Source organism: Streptomyces sp. NPDC127068, assembly GCF_042724695.1.
GTDB lineage: Bacteria > Actinomycetota > Actinomycetes > Streptomycetales > Streptomycetaceae > Streptomyces.
In genome coordinates, this window is record NZ_JBHXEN010000004.1 from 119715 (window position 1) to 133709 (window position 13995).

A 13995-nucleotide genomic window follows, 5' to 3' on the forward strand; every position below is an offset into this window, starting at 1 on the left:
GTGGCTGAGTGACCCGTAACTCTTTCGGGTGACCATCGTTGAGAGGTCCGGAGGCGGTTGAGCAAACAAGCGCTCGGGCACACGTCCGGGAGCGTCAACCGCACAGGTGACGATTCGTACCAGCCTGGAGGCTCAAGGTGACGCGCATCAGCTGCGGAGGACGGTCATGACTTCCGTCCTCGTCTGCGACGACTCCCCGCTCGCCCGGGAAGCGCTCCGCCGTGCGGTGGCGACCGTGCCCGGCGTCGAGCGGGTCACGACGGCGGCCAACGGCGAGGAAGTCCTCCGCCGCTGGGGTGCCGACCGCTCGGATCTGATTCTGATGGACGTGCGCATGCCCGGACTGGGCGGTGTGGAAACGGTGCGGCGGCTGCTCTCCGCCGATCCGGGCGCCCGGATCATCATGCTCACGGTCGCCGAGGACCTCGACGGGGTCGCCCTCGCGGTGGCCGCCGGGGCCCGTGGCTACCTGCACAAGGACGCCTCGCGCGCCGAACTGCGCGCCACGGTCACCCAGGCGCTGGCCGACCCCACCTGGCGGCTGGCCCCCCGGCGCCTCAGGTCGGCCGAGATGGGCGCCGCGCCCACCCTCACCGCCCGGGAGATCCAGGTGCTCGAAGGGATGAGCCACGGCCGCTCCAACGCGGAGATCGGTCGCGAGCTGTTCCTCTCCGAGGACACGGTGAAGACCCACGCCCGGCGGCTGTTCAAGAAGCTCGGCGCCTCGGACCGCGCGCACGCCGTGGCGCTCGGATTCCGGTGGGGCCTGGTCCGCTAGGAGGATCGGTGCCGCCCCACGGGTACGGCGATCCCCGCCCGCCCACGGCGGGCGGGGCGGGGCGCGCCGTGGTGCGCCGACCCCTCCTGACCACGGCGAAGGTCATCGACGGGCCCCCTCCGGGGCCCGTCGGAACCGGTGCATATGGTGGGGCGGACGGGCCCGTTCGCGCGGTGTGTACGACGGGCGTCCCCCGTTTCGCGGCCGATGCCGCATCCTTGAGGTGTGGAGTTCCTCGGGGACGGGTCGGCCGAGCGGAAGGGGAGGGACCGGGACATGAGCGCCGGCGCACCTACTCATAACGCTTCGGTGCACAACAACGGACGCGGTGCCACGGACGGCGGAGCGGCAGGGCACCATGGACCGATGCGCGAAGACGAGCCCACGGTGATCGGTGCGCTCGTCCACCGTGCCGTCGACGGTGACGCGCAGGCCACGCACGACCTGCTCGCCCGCGTGCATCCGCTGGCGCTGCGCTACTGCCGCACCCGGTTGTCCCGGTTGCCCGGTGACGCACGGCACTTCGTGGAGGACCTCGCCCAGGAGGTCTGCGTGGCGGTGCTGCTCGCGCTGCCGCGGTACAAGGACACCGGGCGGCCCTTCGAGGCGTTCGTCTTCGCGATCGCCGCGCACAAGGTCGCCGACCTCCAGCGGGCCGCGATGCGGCACCCCGGTTCGACGGCGGTCCCCTCCGACGAGATGCCCGAGCGGCCCGACGACTCGCTCGGACCCGAGGAGCGCGCGCTGTTGAACAGCGACGCGGCCTGGGCGAAGAAGCTGCTGGCCAACCTCCCCGAGAACCAGCGGGAGCTGTTGCTGCTGCGGATCGCGGTCGGGCTCACGGCCGAGGAGACCGGGCAGATGCTCGGGATGTCGCCCGGAGCGGTCCGGGTCGCCCAGCACCGCGCCCTCAGTCGCCTCCGCGCCCTCGCCGAGCAGTAGGACCCGTTCCGGCGGACGTCCGCCGCCTCGGGCGCACGTCCGGTCACCCTCCGTCGCGCGCACCCGAACGGGGAATGGGAGCCGTCCGCTTCCCGTTAGCATGGACATCCCGCACGGACAAGGCCATCTGGAAGGTGTCATGACTGCCAACGTCGACGGAGTACCCGGGAAATTCGCGACACTCGGGCTGACCTACGACGATGTGCTGCTCTTGCCGGGCGCCTCGGACATGGCGCCGGACCAGATCGACACCTCCTCGCTGATCTCCCGCAACGTCCGCGTGAACATCCCGCTGCTCTCCGCGGCGATGGACAAGGTCACCGAGTCCCGCATGGCCATCGCCATGGCCCGCCAGGGCGGCGTCGGCGTCCTGCACCGCAACCTGTCGATCGCCGACCAGGCGAACCAGGTGGACCTCGTCAAGCGCTCGGAGTCGGGCATGGTCACCGACCCGATCACCGTGCACCCGGACGCCACCCTCGGCGAGGCCGACGCGATCTGTGCCAAGTTCCGGATCAGCGGCGTCCCCGTCACCGACGGCAACGGCAAGCTCCTCGGCATCGTCACCAACCGTGACATGGCCTTCGAGACGGACCGCTCGCGCCAGGTCCGCGAGGTCATGACCCCGATGCCGCTGGTCACCGGCAAGGTCGGCATCTCCGGCGGCGACGCGATGGAGCTGCTGCGCCGCCACAAGATCGAGAAGCTGCCGCTGGTGGACGACGGCGGCGTCCTCAAGGGCCTCATCACCGTCAAGGACTTCGTCAAGGCCGAGAAGTACCCGAACGCCGCCAAGGACGCCGAGGGCCGGCTCATCGTCGGTGCCGCGGTGGGCGTCGCCGGGGACGCCTTCGAGCGCGCCCAGGCCCTGATCGAGGCGGGCGTCGACTTCATCGTCGTGGACACCGCGCACGGGCACTCCCGACTGGTCGGCGACATGATCGCCAAGATCAAGTCGAACTCCTCGGGCGTGGACGTCATCGGCGGCAACATCGCCACCCGCGACGGTGCGCAGGCCCTGATCGACGCCGGCGCGGACGCGGTGAAGGTCGGCGTCGGCCCCGGTTCCATCTGTACGACCCGGGTGGTCGCCGGCATCGGCGTTCCGCAGGTCACCGCCATCTACGAGGCGTCCCTCGCGGCCAAGGCGGCCGGGGTCCCGGTCATCGGGGACGGCGGCCTCCAGTACTCCGGTGACATCGCCAAGGCGCTGGTCGCCGGCGCCGACACCGTGATGCTGGGCTCGCTGCTCGCCGGGTGCGAGGAGTCCCCGGGCGAGCTGCTGTTCATCAACGGCAAGCAGTTCAAGTCGTACCGCGGCATGGGTTCGCTCGGTGCGATGCAGTCGCGCGGCGACCGCCAGTCCTTCTCCAAGGACCGCTACTTCCAGGAGGGCGTCGCCTCCGACGAGAAGCTGGTGCCCGAGGGCATCGAGGGCCAGGTGCCGTACCGCGGTCCGCTCTCGGCGGTCGTCCACCAGCTGGTCGGCGGGCTGCGCCAGTCCATGTTCTACGTCGGCGGGCAGACCGTTCCGGACCTCCAGGACAAGGGCCGGTTCGTGCGGATCACCTCCGCCGGGCTCAAGGAGAGCCACCCGCACGACATCCAGATGACCGTCGAGGCACCGAACTACAGCCGCAAGTAACCCGCCACCGCAGGCAGCGGCCCGACGAGGGCGGCTCCGGGAGACTCCGGAGCCGCCCTCGTCGCGCGTGTCGGGGATACTGGAAGGCGCTGGAACGCAAAGGGAGAGGCCACACACGTGACTGAGATCGAGATCGGGCGCGGCAAGCGCGGGCGCAGGGCGTATGCCTTCGACGACATCGCCGTCGTGCCGAGCCGTCGCACGCGCGACCCGAAGGAGGTCTCGATCGCCTGGCAGATCGACGCCTACCGCTTCGAGCTGCCGTTCCTGGCGGCCCCCATGGATTCGGTGGTCTCCCCGCAGACCGCGATCCGCATCGGTGAGCTGGGCGGCCTGGGCGTACTGAACCTCGAAGGGCTGTGGACCCGCTACGAGGACCCGCAGCCGCTGCTGGACGAGATCGCCGAGCTGGACTCGGTGACCGCGACCCGCCGGCTCCAGGAGATCTACGCGGAGCCGATCAAGGAGGAGCTGATCGGGCTCCGCATCAAGGAGGTGCGGGACTCCGGCGTGGTGACGGCCGCCGCGCTGTCCCCGCAGCGGACCGCGCAGTTCTCCAAGGCCGTCGTGGACGCCGGGGTCGACATCTTCGTCATCCGGGGCACCACCGTCTCCGCCGAGCACGTCTCGGGCGCCGCGGAGCCGCTGAACCTGAAGCAGTTCATCTACGAGCTGGACGTGCCGGTCATCGTCGGCGGCTGCGCCACGTACACGGCGGCGCTGCACCTGATGCGGACCGGGGCGGCGGGCGTGCTCGTGGGCTTCGGCGGCGGGGCTGCGCACACCACCCGCAACGTGCTGGGCATCCAGGTCCCGATGGCGACGGCCGTCGCCGACGTGGCCGCGGCCCGTCGCGACTACATGGACGAGTCCGGCGGCCGGTACGTGCACGTCATCGCCGACGGCGGGGTGGGCTGGTCCGGTGACCTGCCGAAGGCGATCGCCTGCGGCGCCGACGCGGTGATGGTCGGCTCGCCGCTGGCCCGTGCCACCGACGCGCCCGGCAAGGGGCTGCACTGGGGCATGGAGGCGGTGCACGAGGACGTGCCCCGCGGAAAGCTGGTGGACCTCGGGGCGGTCGGGACCACGGAGGAGATCCTCACCGGTCCCTCGCACATCCCCGACGGGTCCATGAACTTCTTCGGCGCGCTGCGGCGGGCCATGGCCACGACCGGGTACAGCGAGCTCAAGGAGTTCCAGCGGGTCGAGGTCACGGTGGCCGACGCGCAGCACAAGCGGTGAGGTAGCCGCCCGGGAGCGTGCGCGGCCCGGGCGGTGCGGGGGTGCTTCGGCCCGATGAACGGGGTCCGGAGCACCCCCTTTTTTCGTGGGCGGGGACGGGTGGAGGCGGGTCCGTGCGGAGGCGCTGTGTTCGCTCGCGACGGTCTCCGCGCTCCTCCGGCCGAGGGCTGGTGGCCCTCCGTCAGAGGCGGTGGGCCGTTCCGGTGGGGGTGGCGCCCGTGGTGTCCAGGAGCAGTTGGGCCTTGACCGCGAGGCCCTGGAGGTCGTAGGTGCGGTGGTGCTGGAGGAGCAGGGTGAGATCGGCGTCGGCGGCGGATTCGTAGAGCGAGTCCGCGCGCGGCACCGGGCGGTCCAGGACGCTCCACGCGGGGACGTGGGGGTCGTGGTAGCTGACCGAGGCGCCCAGTTCCATCAGGCGGACGGCGATCTCCCGGGCGGGTGAGCCCTGGAGGTCGGGCACGTCGGGCTTGTAGGTGACCCCGAGCAGGAGCACCCGGGCGCCCCGCGCCGACTTCCCGTGTTCGTTCAGGAGCGTCGCGGCCCGCTGGATGACGTACCGGGGCATCTGGCCGTTCACCTGTTGGGCGAGTTCGACCATCCGCAGCGGGCGGACCGCGTACGGGGGGCCGGAGAGGTCCTGCGGCACCCCGTGGCCGCCCACTCCGGGTCCGGGGCGGAACGCCTGGAACCCGAAGGGTTTGGTCTCGGCGCAGCGTACGACGTCCCAGAGGTCGACGCCGAGGTCGTGACAGAGCACGGCCATCTCGTTGACGAGGGCGATGTTGACGTGCCGGAAGTTGGTCTCCAGCAGTTGCACGGTCTCGGCCTCCCGGGTGCCGCGCGCGCGGACCACCTTGTCGGTGAGGCGTCCGTAGAACGCGGCGGCCGACTCGGTGCAGGCGGGGGTGAGACCGCCGATGACCTTGGGGATCGCGGTCCAGGGGTGGGTGCGGTTGCCGGGGTCCACCCGGCTGGGGGAGTACGCGAGGTGGAAGTCACGGCCGGCGCGCAGTCCGGAGCCCTCCTCCAGCAGGGGGCGCAGGTACTCCTCGGTGGTGCCCGGTGGGACGGGCGATTCGAGGATGACGGTGGTGTGCGGGCGCAGCCGACCGGCGAGGACGCGCGCCGCCTCACCCAGGGGGGTGAGGTCGGGCGATCCGTCCGCGCCGCGCGGGGCGGGCACGCAGATCACGGCGGTGCGGACCCGGCCGAGGCCCTTGGAGTCGGTGGTGGGGGTGAATCCGCCCGCGAGCATCCGGCGCAGTTCGGCCGTGCTGAGGACGCCGCCGTCGAGCAGCGGGGCGGGCCCGTGCCAGCCGTCCGGGGCGGGACGGAGGTCATGGCCGAGGGTGGGGATCCCGGCGGCCACGGCGGCCTGGGCGAGCGGCAGTCCGAGCGGGCCGAGTCCGATGACGGCGAGGTCTGCGGGCATGACGGGGGCGTCCTTCCCAGTAGCAAGGAACGGGAGGGTCGCGCAAGCCCTGTGGACAAAGTGGACCAGCGCACTGTCAGACTAGGAGTAAATATGACCGTTTTGCGGTATTGGGCGCGGTGACGCACCGAGTGTTGTCCACAGGTGGACGGTGGGTGGTGGTGGAAGCGGGGTCGTGCGGCGAGAATCGGTGCACGGGGTGACGATGGCACCAGAGGGCAGGCGTTGGGTGTGCGGTACGGGGGACACGGGCACCCGCCGGATGTGCGGGACCGGCCCCGGACGTGACGGGAGGCAGCGGTGAGGACAGCGACACTGGGCCCGGCGGAGCGCGCCGAGTCGCTCGCGGGCATGGCCGAGCGCGAGTTGGACATCCTGGTCGTGGGCGCCGGGGTGGTCGGAGCGGGCACCGCGCTGGACGCGGTGACCAGAGGGCTGTCCACCGGCCTGGTGGAGGCGCGGGACTGGGCCTCGGGCACCTCCAGCCGCTCCAGCAAACTGATCCACGGCGGCCTGCGCTACCTGGAGATGCTGGACTTCGCCCTGGTGCGGGAGGCGCTGAAGGAACGCGGCCTGCTGCTGGAGCGGCTCGCCCCGCACCTGGTGAAACCGGTGCCGTTCCTCTACCCCCTCCAGCACAAGGGCTGGGAACGCCTCTACGCCGGCTCGGGCGTCGCCCTGTACGACGCCATGTCGATGGCCAAGGGACACGGCCGGGGCCTGCCGCTGCACCGCCACCTGAGCCGACGTCACGCCCTGCGGGTGGCCCCCTGTCTCAAGAAGGACGCCCTCACCGGCGCCCTCCAGTACTACGACGCCCAGATGGACGACGCCCGTTACGTGGCCACCCTGGTCCGCACCGCCGCCGCGTACGGGGCGAAGGTCGCCAACCGCGCCCGGGTCATCGGCTTCCTGCGCGAGGGCGAACGCGTCGTCGGGGCACGGGTCCAGGACGTCGAGGGCGGCGGCGAGTACGAGGTGCGCGCCAAACAGGTCGTCAACGCCACGGGCGTGTGGACCGACGACACCCAGGCACTGGTGGGGGAGCGGGGCCAGTTCCACGTCCGCGCCTCCAAGGGCATCCACCTCGTCGTCCCCAAGGACCGCATCAACGCGACGACCGGCCTCATCCTGCGCACCGAGAAGAGCGTCCTGTTCGTCATCCCCTGGGGCCGCCACTGGATCGTCGGCACCACCGACACCGACTGGGACCTCGACAAGGCCCACCCCGCCGCCTCCAGCGCCGACATCGACTACCTGCTGGAACACGTGAACTCGGTGCTCGCCGTCCCCCTCACCCGGGACGACGTGCAGGGCGTGTACGCGGGCCTGCGCCCGCTGCTCGCCGGGGAGTCGGACGCCACCAGCAAGCTGTCCCGCGAACACACGGTCGCCCACCCGGTGCCCGGTCTGGTCGTCGTCGCGGGCGGCAAGTACACCACCTACCGGGTGATGGCCAAGGACGCGGTGGACGAGGCGGTGCACGGCCTCGACCAACGGGTCGCCGACTGCGTCACGGAGGACGTCCCGCTGGTCGGCGCCGAGGGGTACCGGGCGCTGTGGAACGCCCGCGCCCGCACCGCCGCGCGCACCGGTCTGCACGTGGTCCGCGTCGAGCACCTGCTCAACCGGTACGGCTCGCTCAGCGAGGAGCTGCTCGACCTCGTCGCCGCCGACCCCGGCCTCGGCGCCCCCCTCACCGGGGCCGACGACTACCTGCGCGCCGAGGTCGTCTACGCCGCCTCGCACGAGGGCGCCCGCCACCTGGATGACGTCCTCACCCGGCGCACCCGCATCTCCATCGAGACCTTCGACCGGGGGACCCGCTGCGCCCGGGAGGCCGCGGAGTTGATGGCCCCGGTGCTCGGCTGGGACGAGGGACAGATCGCGCGCGAGGTGCAGCACTACGAGAAGCGGGTGGAGGCCGAGCGGGAGTCCCAGCGCCAGCCGGACGACCTCACGGCGGACGCGGCGAGACTCGGCGCCCCCGACATCGTCCCGCTCGGCTGACCGCCCCGGCCCGTAGCGCGCTGCGGGGCACGGGGGCTGACCCCCAGTGAGGGGACGGCGGCGGGTCGTGCCGTCGCCCTCCCCCCGGCGGACGCGAGGCTCCCGACACTTCGCCCACCCCGGAGCGTTTCCCGCCCGATACGGCAACTCGCCGTGCACGGAAGGTCGCTGGAGCGTCACCGTGAGGGCGCCGCGCCGATACGGGACTTGCCCTTACCGGACAACGGGGAGAGGCTGTCGCACAGGGCCGGGACCTTCCCCGGAGCCGGGGCGTGTGCTGCCCTGCTCCGAAGCCGCCGGCGCGGCTCCCGCCGTGCAGGCACGGCGCGGGACACGGACCAGGTGACGGCCACCCCCGAGGCGTACGTCATGGGTGACGGACGCCCCCGGGGCACCGGGCGATCCCCCGGTGGGGGACAATGAAGGCTCTGTCAGGGCGGGTTGCAGAGGGGACGCATGTCGGACGCGGAACAGAGGGGCGGGGCCCGTCGCGACGTCACGGCCGCCCCGACCGGGCAGCGGAGCGACGAGAAGTCCGGCACGCGGTCGGGAACCTCCCGGGCGACCGAGCCCCGCAAGGGAACCGGTGCCGGACCGGCGGACCTCCCGGGCCGGGAACCCGATGCGGGGGAGCCCGGCAAGTCCGGTGCGCACCAGGGCGATTCGGCCGGTGCACGGGGTGCGGCCCGTGCCGGCGCGACCAGCCCCCCGCAGGACGCCCGAGAGCCGGGGGACGCCGGGCCCGCCGCCCCGCAGCGGGCACCTGCCGACCGCTCGGCGCCGGCCGCCGAGCGCTCCGCCGGCAGCAGAGCGCGCGGCGGCCGGACCACCCCGACCACGACCGGCGAACGCCTGCTCGCGGGCCGGTACCGGCTCGGTGACGTGCTCGGCCGGGGCGGCATGGGCACGGTCTGGCGGGCCAAGGACGAAACCCTCGGCCGGACCGTCGCCGTCAAGGAACTCCGCTTCCCCCACACCATCGACGAGGAGGAGAAGCGCCGCCTGATCACCCGCACCCTGCGGGAGGCGAAGGCGATCGCCCGCATCCGCAACAACAGCGCGGTGACCGTCTACGACGTGGTCGACGAGGACGACCGCCCGTGGATCGTCATGGAACTCGTCGAGGGCAAGTCCCTGGCCGAGGCGATCAAGGAGGACGGCCTCCTCACACCCCGCCGGGCCGCCGAGGTCGGCCTCGCCGTGCTGAACGTGCTGCGCGCCGCGCACGGCGAGGGCATCCTGCACCGGGACGTGAAGCCGTCCAACGTGCTCATCGCCGACGACGGCCGCGTGGTGCTCACCGACTTCGGCATCGCCCAGGTCGAGGGCGACCCGTCCATCACCTCGACCGGCATGCTCGTCGGCGCCCCCTCGTACATCTCGCCCGAGCGCGCCCGGGGCCACCGCCCCGGACCGGCCGCCGACCTCTGGTCGCTCGGCGGGCTGCTGTACGCGTCGGTGGAGGGCATCCCGCCGTACGACAAGGGCTCCGCGATCGCGACCCTCACCGCCGTCATGACCGAACCCCTGGACCCGCCGCAGAACGCGGGCCCGCTGGAGGAGGTCATCTACGGGCTGTTGGCGAAGGACCCCGCGCAGCGACTCGACGACGAGGGCGCCCGCGCCCTGCTCACCGACGTGCTCAACGCCCCTGACGGACCGCTGGCCGCGCCCGCCGACCCGACCGTCGTCATCGCGATGCCCGTGGTGACGGAGGCCGCCCTCGCGGAGCAGCGCGCCCAGCGCACCCGGGGTCGGGGGGTCGACCGCAAGAAGTGGTCCACCCGCAAGACGGGCGCCGCGGGCGCTGCCGCGGCCGGGTCCGCCGCGGTGGCCGGTGCGGCACCGGTCGCACCCCCCGCGCCGCCGCCTGTGCCGGGTCGCCCCGGGGCGCGGACCGCCCCGCCCGCCACCGGCGCCCTCCCGGGCGCCGTCTCCCCGGCCGCCGCGTCGACGGCCGGGGCCGGCGCCGGACGTCCGGCACCGACCGGAGCCGCCCACGGACGGGCGGGCGCCCCGCAGTCGGGCCCGCCCGGTGCGGCGAGCGGCGCACCGGTCGTGACCCGCAGCAGCGGTTCCCGCGGACCCGGGGCCTCGCTGACCGACGTGATGCCCCGCCGCACCCTGGTGGTGATCGCCGTGGTCGTGGCCCTCGCCGTGGTGGCGGGCGTCGTGGCCCTCGCGATGCGCGACGACGACACCTCCGGCGACGAGAGCAAGGGCAGCGACAAGGTCGCCTCCAGCGGCGCCACCGGCGGTGGCGCCGCCGGTCAGGGCACCGAAGACGACGCCGAGGACACCGGTACGGGCGCCGAGGACCCCGCCGACAAGAAGGCCGGGGCCACCGGGGACGCAGCCGGCGACTCCGGGAAGGACACCCCGGACGACGCCGCGGACCAGAAGCCCGACTCCGATGCGGACTCCGGTAAGGAACCCGGCAAGGAACCCGGCAAGGAGTCCGGCAAGGAGTCCGACACCGCCGCCGCCTCCACGCACCGGCACGACCAGGGGTTCTCCGTCGGGCTGCCCAAGGGCTGGAAGCTCCGCTCCACCGACCTCGCCGGCGCCCGCTACGCCGGACCGAACGGTCAGCGCCTGCTCGTCGGCTGGACGACCACCCCCAAGGACGACGCGGTCGCCGACTGGAAGAACCAGGAACGGTCCATGCGGCGCGCGCAGTACGAGCGCGTACACATCAAGGGCGTCGACTACCGGGGGTGGGAGGCCGCGGACTGGGAGTTCACCTACGCCGAGGACGGCACCAAGTACCGGGTGACCAACCGCGGTTTCGTGGTCAACTCCCGTCAGGGGTACGCCCTCATGTACACCGCCCGGGCCGCCGACTGGAGCGGCGCCGACCGCAAGCAGACCTGGCGGACCTTCACCGAGACGTTCCAGCCCAAGTCCTGACGCACCGCCCGGAGCCGGGCGCGTCGCACCGTGGAGCCCGCCACCGGGGGGTGCCCCGGAATCCACGGCTCCGCCGCGTCCCGGGAACCGAACGTCCCACGAGATCCGGCATCCGCGCTCGACGCCCCGCTCAGGACACGTATCGTGAAGGGCCGCGGACCGTGTGCAGCGGGACGCGGACGCGCAACCAACGGAACCGACCGACCGTACCGGACCACCGGACAGGGGGAGCGCCGTGGACGACTACGCGGGGCGCGTGCTCGCCGACCGTTATCGCCTGCCCCTCGCGCCGTCCGACGAGGACGCGGCGTACCTGCGGGCGTTCGACACCTACAGCGGACAGGAAGTCCTGGTCCGGCAGGTGCCGTTGCCGGAGATCGTCGAAGCCGAGGTGCTCGACGCGGACGGGTTGCCCGAGGGCTTCGCGCTCAGCGAGTCGGGCCGGGCGGCCGTGGCCCGCGCCACCGACCCCGCCGTGCGCCGCGCCATCGAGGCCGCCCAGGCCGCCGCCCAAATACCCGATCACCCCCGCCTCGACCAGGTCTTCGACGTCTTCGCCGACGGCGGCTCGCTGTGGATCGTCAGTGAACTCGTCGCCGCCCGACCGCTGTCCGCGTACCTCGACGAGGAACTGCTGTCGCCCTACCGGGCGGCCGAGGTCGCCGCGGACGTCCTGACCGGGCTGCGCGCCCTGCACGCCCACGGCTGGGTGCACCGCAACATCACCGCCCGCACGGTGATGATCCTCGACGACGGCCGGGTCATGCTCACCGGACTCGCCGCCGGGGCCGCCGAGGAGGCCCTGTGCGGGTACGACCCGCGCCCCGACCCCGCCGCCGGAGCGCCCTCCGGCACGCCCCGGGGGCACGTGGGCGACGGCAGCGGCTTCGGCAGCTCCCCCGGCAGCGGGCGCGCCACCGTCGCCGGTCCCTGGAACGGCGCCGCCCCGGACGCGCCCCCGGCCCCGGACGCGCCCGCAGGTCCGGACGGTCCCGCCGCGGGAGGCATCCTCCCTCCGGACGGCTGGTCCTCCGAGGGCCGGTCCCCGGACGGTCTGTCCCCGGACGGCCGCCCCACCACCGGCCGCACCTGGGCCGAGGCGACCGGCGCCGGCCGACCCCCCGCGCACCCCGCCGCGCCCACCGGGCCCGTCGCTCCGGGAACCACCGGGCTCCCCGGGCTCCCCGCGCTGCCCGGTGCACCGGGCGCCGTCGCGAGCGGTCCCCGGCTGCCCGCCGAGGGCACCGACGCCCGGGCCGCCCGGGCCGGGGCGATAGCCGCCTACCGGGCCGGCGCCAAGGCCGCCGCCCGGGTCAGCGAGGAGCAGCGGGCCGCGGGCCGGCCCGAGGCGCTCGGCCCGGCCGGGGCCCCCGCCCCGCACCCCGACGGCACCGGCACGCCGAACGAGGCGTCGACACCCGGCCGGGACACCCCGCACGGTCGGATCACCGACCCGTACGGGGTCCGTCGCCCGTCCGCGCAAGCCGACCGTCCCGCGCTCCCCGGGGCCCCGGCCCCGTCCGGCAGCTGGCACGGTGCCCAGCCCCGGGCCGGTGCCGGACCCGTCCCGGACCCGTCCCGGGTCCCCGCGCAACACTCGCCCGTCCCGACGGCGCCCCCGGCCCCGACGACGCACCCCGCACCGGCCGCGTCGTCCGAAGGGGGCTGGGGCAACGCGCCCAGTGCCCCCCGCCGCGGCCCGGCCACCGCGATCGCCGCCGAACGCGCGCGGCAGGCCCGGATGGCCGTCGTCGGGCCCGCCACCGAACGCTGGGCCCCCGAACAGGCCGGTCCGGTCCACGAGAACTGGCAGCTCGCCGCGCCGATCGGGCCGTCCACCGACCTGTGGGCGCTGGGCGCCCTGCTCTTCCGGGCCGTCCAGGGGCACGCCCCGTACCCCGAGGACAGCACCGCGGAACTCGTGCAACTGGTGTGCGCGGAGCCGCCGGCCTTCGCCGAGGAGTGCGGACCGCTGCGCCCGGTCGTCGAGTCGCTGCTGCGTCAGGACCCCACCGAACGGCCCGACTTCGAGGAGCTGCGCGGCTGGCTGCGGTCGCTGATCCGCTCGGCGCCCGAGCCGGACGCCGGGACGTTCGTGATCGCCGCGCCGCCGCCCGATCCGCGCCGGCTCCCGGTGATCCGCCGGCGCGGGGAGCTGCTGCGCCGCCGCAAGTCCCGGTCCCGGCCCCAGAACGGCACCCACCGGCACCGCAAGGAGGCGGCCGGCCCCGCGACCCCCGCCCGCCTGGGACGCACCCTGCTCCTGCTGGTGCTCCTCGGGCTCTCCGGCGCCGTGGCCTACGCGATGTTCTTCATGCCCAAGGCCGGCACCGACGCGGGCGAGGGCCAACGGGCCAGCTCCGTGGGCGGCGCACCGGACGGCTCGTCAGGGGGCGCCGGCAGCTCCGCGGAACCGGACACCCGGCCGGGGAAGACGGACGAGCCGAAGGAGCCCGCCAAGACCGAGAAGCCCGAGAAGCCCGCCAAGACCGGTGCGCCGGGCAAGAGCGGTGAGGGGGAGCGGACCGGTGCCGCCGACCCCGCCGTGCCGGACGGCTTCACGGTCCGCAAGGACGCCGAGGGCTTCCACGTCGCCGTGCCCAACGGCTGGGAACGCCAGCCGAAGAACGCCAGCGGTCAGATCGTCTACACCGACGGACGGTTCCAACTGCTGCTGGTGCCCGGCCGGGACGCGGTCAGCTCGCACGGCTCCGACCCGCTGGTCTACATGCGCGAGACCCAGCGCGAACTCGATCCCTTCCGGGACTCGACCTGGTCCACGTCCAGCGGCATGCGGACCATCGAGGTCGGCGGCCAGATCAGCGGCGAGGGCCAGTTCACCTGGACGGACACCGGCGGCGGCGAACTCTTCGTACGCAACCGGGCGATTAACGTCGACGGCCGCTACCACATCGTCCAACTCCGCGGCCCGGAGTCCGAGCGGGACCGGGTCACGGAACTCTACGAGCAGGCCGCCTCGACGTACCGGGCCAAGGGCTGACCCCGCCGGTTCACAGCGGGCCGCGGGCTCCTCCG

General features: G+C 73.7%; 8 protein-coding genes. 7 read left to right on the top strand and 1 reads right to left on the bottom strand.

Annotated features, from left to right (window positions below; all coding sequences use genetic code 11):
* The first annotated feature begins 166 nt into the window (after window positions 1–166).
* The 4 genes from ACFWIA_RS03710 to ACFWIA_RS03725 all read left to right on the top strand — a co-directional run bounded on the left by ACFWIA_RS03710 (window position 167) and on the right by ACFWIA_RS03725 (window position 4607).
* Window positions 167–778, top strand: coding sequence for a response regulator transcription factor (locus tag ACFWIA_RS03710; RefSeq protein WP_003948568.1), 612 nt, complete (start codon window positions 167–169; stop codon window positions 776–778).
* 366 nt (window positions 779–1144) lie between these two features.
* Window positions 1145–1720 (top strand): sigma-70 family RNA polymerase sigma factor, encoded by a 576-nt coding sequence (locus ACFWIA_RS03715; RefSeq protein ID WP_385493564.1) that lies wholly within the window; start codon window positions 1145–1147, stop codon window positions 1718–1720.
* 139 nt (window positions 1721–1859) lie between these two features.
* Window positions 1860–3365, top strand: a complete 1506-nt coding sequence (guaB, locus tag ACFWIA_RS03720) for an IMP dehydrogenase (RefSeq protein ID WP_385493562.1) — start codon at window positions 1860–1862, stop codon at window positions 3363–3365.
* Window positions 3366–3482: 117 nt separating this feature from the next.
* The gene (locus ACFWIA_RS03725; RefSeq protein ID WP_385493561.1) at window positions 3483–4607 is read left to right on the top strand and encodes a GuaB3 family IMP dehydrogenase-related protein; all 1125 of its coding nucleotides are present in this window, start codon (window positions 3483–3485) and stop codon (window positions 4605–4607) included.
* 181 nt (window positions 4608–4788) lie between these two features.
* Here ACFWIA_RS03725 and ACFWIA_RS03730 read toward each other — a convergent pair whose 3' ends face one another.
* Window positions 4789–6039: a nucleotide sugar dehydrogenase gene (locus ACFWIA_RS03730; protein WP_387000015.1), complete on the bottom strand. Its 1251-nt coding sequence runs from the start codon at window positions 6037–6039 to the stop codon at window positions 4789–4791.
* A 300-nt stretch (window positions 6040–6339) separates the two neighbouring features.
* On the opposite strand from ACFWIA_RS03730, the gene ACFWIA_RS03735 reads away from it, so the two are divergent.
* The 3 genes from ACFWIA_RS03735 (at window position 6340) to ACFWIA_RS03745 (ending at window position 13960) form a co-directional block, all read left to right on the top strand.
* On the top strand, window positions 6340–8049 hold the full coding sequence (locus ACFWIA_RS03735) for a glycerol-3-phosphate dehydrogenase/oxidase (protein ID WP_387000017.1): 1710 nt from the start codon (window positions 6340–6342) through the stop codon (window positions 8047–8049).
* Between the two features lie 456 nt (window positions 8050–8505).
* Window positions 8506–10959 (top strand): protein kinase, encoded by a 2454-nt coding sequence (locus tag ACFWIA_RS03740; protein WP_387000019.1) that lies wholly within the window; start codon window positions 8506–8508, stop codon window positions 10957–10959.
* A gap of 235 nt (window positions 10960–11194) precedes the next feature.
* Entirely contained in the window at window positions 11195–13960 is a 2766-nt protein-coding gene (locus ACFWIA_RS03745; RefSeq protein ID WP_387000021.1) for a protein kinase, read from the top strand.
* Window positions 13961–13995 lie beyond the last annotated feature (35 nt).